Origin of the sequence: Geobacillus thermodenitrificans subsp. thermodenitrificans DSM 465 (genome assembly GCF_000496575.1) — a bacterium.
Taxonomy (GTDB): Bacteria; Bacillota; Bacilli; order Bacillales; family Anoxybacillaceae; genus Geobacillus; species Geobacillus thermodenitrificans.
This window is the reverse complement of the sequence record NZ_AYKT01000037.1, coordinates 1-5,122: the sequence shown is the minus strand read 5'-3', so window position 1 is coordinate 5,122 and position 5,122 is coordinate 1. Positions and strand designations below refer to the sequence as shown.

10 protein-coding genes are annotated in these 5,122 nt (G+C 36.6%); all 10 read left to right on the top strand.

The window, feature by feature from the left end:
* Positions 1-213 carry a helix-hairpin-helix domain-containing protein gene (locus tag DSM465_RS0117520; RefSeq protein WP_051358555.1) on the top strand — a complete coding sequence of 71 codons (213 nt, stop codon included), beginning with the start codon at positions 1-3 and terminating at the stop codon, positions 211-213.
* 154 nt (positions 214-367) lie between these two features.
* Positions 368-508, top strand: a complete 141-nt coding sequence (locus DSM465_RS19480) for a hypothetical protein (RefSeq protein WP_155121014.1) — start codon at positions 368-370, stop codon at positions 506-508.
* Positions 509-715: 207 nt separating this feature from the next.
* The gene (locus tag DSM465_RS0117505) at positions 716-1,174 is read left to right on the top strand and encodes an ArpU family phage packaging/lysis transcriptional regulator (RefSeq protein ID WP_051358554.1); all 459 of its coding nucleotides are present in this window, start codon (positions 716-718) and stop codon (positions 1,172-1,174) included.
* Between the two features lie 222 nt (positions 1,175-1,396).
* A complete protein-coding gene (locus DSM465_RS0117495; RefSeq protein ID WP_029761926.1) occupies positions 1,397-2,356 on the top strand; it encodes a hypothetical protein in 960 nt (319 codons plus the stop codon).
* 23 nt (positions 2,357-2,379) lie between these two features.
* On the top strand, positions 2,380-2,769 hold the full coding sequence (locus tag DSM465_RS0117490) for a hypothetical protein (RefSeq protein WP_029761925.1): 390 nt from the start codon (positions 2,380-2,382) through the stop codon (positions 2,767-2,769).
* A gap of 74 nt (positions 2,770-2,843) precedes the next feature.
* The gene (locus DSM465_RS0117485) at positions 2,844-3,158 is read left to right on the top strand and encodes a hypothetical protein (protein ID WP_230459205.1); all 315 of its coding nucleotides are present in this window, start codon (positions 2,844-2,846) and stop codon (positions 3,156-3,158) included.
* A gap of 280 nt (positions 3,159-3,438) precedes the next feature.
* Positions 3,439-3,636, top strand: coding sequence for a hypothetical protein (locus DSM465_RS0117480; RefSeq protein WP_029761922.1), 198 nt, complete (start codon positions 3,439-3,441; stop codon positions 3,634-3,636).
* A gap of 141 nt (positions 3,637-3,777) precedes the next feature.
* A complete protein-coding gene (locus tag DSM465_RS0117475) occupies positions 3,778-4,269 on the top strand; it encodes a hypothetical protein (protein ID WP_029761921.1) in 492 nt (163 codons plus the stop codon).
* Between the two features lie 103 nt (positions 4,270-4,372).
* Complete coding sequence (locus DSM465_RS0117470) at positions 4,373-4,603, top strand: hypothetical protein (RefSeq protein WP_029761920.1); 231 nt, start codon at positions 4,373-4,375, stop codon at positions 4,601-4,603.
* Positions 4,604-4,809: 206 nt separating this feature from the next.
* Complete coding sequence (locus tag DSM465_RS0117460) at positions 4,810-5,091, top strand: HNH endonuclease (protein WP_029761919.1); 282 nt, start codon at positions 4,810-4,812, stop codon at positions 5,089-5,091.
* Positions 5,092-5,122 lie beyond the last annotated feature (31 nt).

Here is a 5,122-nt window from a genome sequence, read left to right as displayed (position 1 = left end):
ATTTCTTCTCCCTTTCATCCAGATGTAATGACGGCATGGAATCGCGGATTTGAAGCAGGAGCCAAACAGCAAAATGAATTAGACACGCAATTGATGATGGAGTGGCTCGGCAAGTTGGAAGAGATCCCGGGGATCGGGCCCAAAACAGCAGCGAGGATTCGGGAGCATTATTTGGAGTTTATGAGAGAAAGGAGAGAACGGAATGAACGATAAAGAGCGAGAAGAATTTGTATGCGAGTATTGCGGAGTAGAGTTGGACGAAACAGACGAATATCATACGACGTTTCGCACTTGTAATGCGGACTGCTATATGAAAATGGTTGGGTTATCATGGAGTGATTTTATTTAAGGCATTGGAGGGAACCGAATGATCTATATTTTGCGTCATCCAAAAACACACAAGGAAGTCAGAACGAAACGAAAATGGAAAGTGAAACAGTACCAGTTGCGTGGGTATGCGCTCGTGAATAAGTATGAACCGACGGCGATACAGAATTGCAAGGCGTAGGGTTCGGACCTGAAATAATCAAAAAAGGAACAAGGTCATTATAGGGGGAATAGGCAGTCGGCAGGCATTCAATCAGGTAAGGTGATGTGACCTTGTTCCACTAAGATTTATTTCCACTATTGAAGCATTTAATACAAAAATAAAAAACCCAGGACTTCTCCCGGCATAACGGCTCTCTACAATAAGTATAACACGGGAGGGGTCCGAGTGGGCAAACGGTATTATCAACTGTCTTTTTTGCGTGACACGGACGGAGAAAAAACAAAAGAAGCAGTCGAGGCAGCACTTGAAAAATATCGCATGTATATGTTGACGGTTCCGGACGAATTCCTGCCACGCGTGACGCAAACGTACTCTCTCGTGCCGCCAAGCAACACGAATGCTTTTCATTCATCTACAGAAAGCGCGGTAATCAAAAAAGCAGACTTCGAACGAGAACGTGACGAGTACATGGAGAGAATACGCCGCGCGGTGAACAGGCTAAATAAGACAGAACGTGAACTGATTATAAAGCGATACATGTCTATTGACGAGCCATACGATTACGAAGTTTACAACGAAATGGGGATCAGTGAATCGAAGTTTTACCGTATCCGTGAGAAGGCGTTTTATAAATTGGCTTTTGCGTTACGGATTGAGGTTTACAAAGAAGAGGCACCTGTGTAGGTGCCTCTTTTACATTTAAAATCTCAGTTACAAGATTTTTGGATAAAATTGTAGAAAAATAGGAAAAAAGTTGTTAAAATTATCTAACAGAAAAAGAAATTGCACCCTAAAAGGTAGGATGCAATAGGACACAATCTGCTTTGCTAAAAACATAATAACACTCCCTTAAACATTTGTACAGATTTGTGTCCTTTCTAACTTTTGAGGAGGGACAGGATTTGGATGTTTGAGTATCGAAATATACCTAAAAAGTATATTAACCAACTAGCAAAGATTCATAAAATAAAGTATTTAGGTCGAACTGAAGAAGAGGTTATCGGCGATTTAATACAAGCTGGGCATAAGGAAAAGTTACTTTATTTAAATGAGCAATTTAAATTTAGTAGTTTACATATGACTATATGTCAACCAGAATCCAACTTTCCAGATAAGTCGAATACGCCCGAAAAGTTTTTGGAAACTCTTGTTAATGAAGGGCATATAACTCAAAAAGGTATTAATAATGAATGGGAACCACCTTTGAGACCAGCTATTCAAATTTGCGCAGTTAAACATGACGGGGCAGCGGTATATTTAAAACTCGTTGAAGAAAAGTTGACCTTACGTAAAAGGGGCTATACAAAGGTGCCTGAATCTTATGCGAGTTTTACGTCTGTTGTCATTCATTTTGGTGAAGAAGAATTGATACAACTACGCTGCCCATTTAGAGATGTAAAGAAATATGCAGATTATGTGATGAATTTGATGGGATTTGCAAAACCTTATAAATACTTTACAGTTCCAAAGTTGACAAGAGAAAATGCTAAACAACTGTGTGCTTTACTATCCGCAGGGGTTGCTTCTAAACATATTGCATTACCTACTAGTGTTGGAAGTATTCGTTTTAACGGTAAAAAAGGAGTTAATTTAGATACGGATCATACTTATCAACGAATTACTAGTGCGTTTGAGAAATTGGGACTCCCGACAGATCATACAATGGATGAAACATGTTTCTTTTCATTTACTGATCAAAAAACATCTATTGTAGTTGAAGCAATATTTGAAGTGAATATTCAAAAAGGATACTTCAAATTTACAACAGCTGTTCCAGAAGCAGTTATAGATCATGTTTTGGATGCGCTTGTTGCGATTAATGGATCGGGTAGACAACAACAAATGGCGGCTGCTGGTAAAGAGTAATCTAAGATTGGAGGGATCATAATATGGCTATTCCTTATTCAAAAATAAATGATATTTTATTAAATTGGGCCACAAATGACCCTCCAATCGAAGATTTTACCGTTGAAAATGTATTATATGCTGCTGGACTAGATAGTAGTTATTATGAGATAGTATTGCGCTATCTTATGTCAAAAACGGGATTTGAATTAATACCTAAAAAAATGCTTGTATGTCCATCAAACCATAAAATACAAGCGTTTGATTTGGATGAAGATCTTGAAGGAGAATTGTTTGATTGTTTCTGTGGAGAAAGTGATTTTGAAGCAGAAGATTTTATATTGGTATTTTCGTTTACAGATGATTTTAAAAAAGATGCTTTAAAAAAAAAGTTGATGAAAAACCAAGAACAGAGACACCTGCAGCTAGTTTAGCCCCTGAAAAGACTTTCGCAGATTTAGTTAGGATGGGGCTGTTTAGTGAGTTACGGAAAGGAGTGTTTGTATACATGGATAATAGAAGTATAAGCATTCAGAATAGTACACTCAACAATACTAACTTAAGTTCTGGTGATGGGAATTCTCAGTCAGTCGTTACAAATAACCCGGTTGTAGAAGATTTATTTAAACAGTTAATGGACGTAATAGAGAAAGAAAGCCCTGAAGACGAAAAAGCAGATGCATTAGAAAATGCTGCAAAACTTCAAGAAGCAGTTAACAAAAATGATAAAACTAGGGCTCAGAGAATTTTTAGTTGGTTACCTACAGTGGTACAAGCCTCAAGTGTAGGTGTTGAAATTTTAAAATTGATTAACTCGAAATAATCCCTTTCACAATTGATAGGGATTTATTTTTTAATAAGTATTCAAAACGTAATGACAGAAAACTGAAAGAAAGATGACAGAAAGATGACAGATTATTTCCGTTTAGGCGTGTTATGATGATATCGTGGGATATGTTGAAGCAGGGCGTCACTCCGATCGGGGTGGTGTTTTTATTCCAAGGATTTGTTAAACGTGAATGTTGATTTCATCGCTTTTTTCTTATTCAACTAACGGGGCAGGATAGTGAAAGTGCTATACTGTTGAATGGGAGGGGTTTTTGTTGTTAGAAATTGAAAAAGTAAAAGAGAAAATTACTCAATTAGATGAGTCGGAAGCGAAAAGTCTGTTAATGATTATGTATGCAAGGCTTGATACTGCAATAAATGGAACTGGTGGAGATGAATTTATTAAAAAAACTATAATAGATTTATTTGATATTTATAAGAGACTGCCTGACAAAAAAGAACTAAAAAAATAATTGAACTAACGGGTGCGATAGTTGAACAAGACATACAAAATACACGGGAACGTCTGTCTAAATGACAGGCGTTTTTATTTGGATTTATTGAAGGAAAATGTCTCCTTTTGTCGTATTGAGTAGGCGAAGGGAGAAGATAAAATGGATATATTAAAATTTGTTAAAGATTTAATCAGCGAATTAGGCGTTAATTTAAATGTAGAGTCTACTTCAGATATTTACGGTGAAGCTGTCTATGTACCACATAAAAGATGTATCGAAATAAATGAAGAACTCTTAAGAAAATCTGCTAAAGAGAGAAATGTGAAATTAGATGAATATGTGGCGATTATTATCTTCCATGAACTAGGTCATTATATGGATGAGGAACTCGTGGAGATTGATCAAAAGATTAATTATTATAGAGGGCTTATTAAGAAAAATGGATATAAAAAAGAGTGGGCTGAGCAAATTAAACATTATAGTCTAAAAGCAGAACAGAATGCATGGAGTAATGCAGAAAAATTAATAAGTAATAAGTTAATTCCTCTTTTTACTAAAATCAAAGAGGAATCTTTACAATTTCACGCAAAAACTGTCGAGTTAGAAATGGAAAAAGAAAGGCTTATGCAGCAAATAAAAGCACTCGAATAATCGGGTGCTTTTTTATTTGGAGAGAAAACAACGTAATTTAGGATAAAAGTAGCAGGAAAATGTCTCCTTTTGTCGAATAGAGTAGGCGAAAGGAGAGGATAAAATGAAGTTAGATAAAAAAGATGAACTATTAGGGAGCACAATGGCTGAAGTTATTGATAATCGAGTGATGATAGCGACGTTAGCTAAAATCATTATAGAAAAAGGTATAGTCACACAAGAAGAGTTAGATGAAGCATACCAGAAAGTATTTGCTGAGATGAAAGATGAATATGCAGCAGAATTATTAGGAATTTCTATTGATGAGTATCGAAAAAGAAGTAAAAATAGTTAAAATGCAAGCATCCCATTCGGGGTGCTTTTTTTATTGGAGGTAATACAATTTGTTTATCGGTTTAGGTTTAGGTGTTGGAACAGTGATGTTGTTTCAATTCATTGTTGATTTATTTAAAAGGGAATTCACTGATTTTCGTTGGTATTTGATCTGTATTGGTATCATGCTGCTATGTTTTGCTTTAGCTGTTGTTTGGAGTTGATAGCATGAACTTCTACAAAACAAAACAATGGAAAAGGAAACGTAAAGCAATCCTTCGACGTGACGAGTATTTGTGTCAAGAGTGCAAGCGATACGGGAAGACAACACCAGCAAAGATAGTGCATCACATTATACCGTTTGAGCAACGGCCAGACTTGAAGTTGCATAACGACAACCTCATCAGCTTATGCTTCACTTGTCACGAGCAAATGCATAACAAGATGACGAATGAGCTGACGGAAAAAGGATTGGAGTGGGTGGAACGAGTGGAACGGAAGTTGAGATGACCCCCCCCACCTTCCAGTCAGCAGGAAGCCG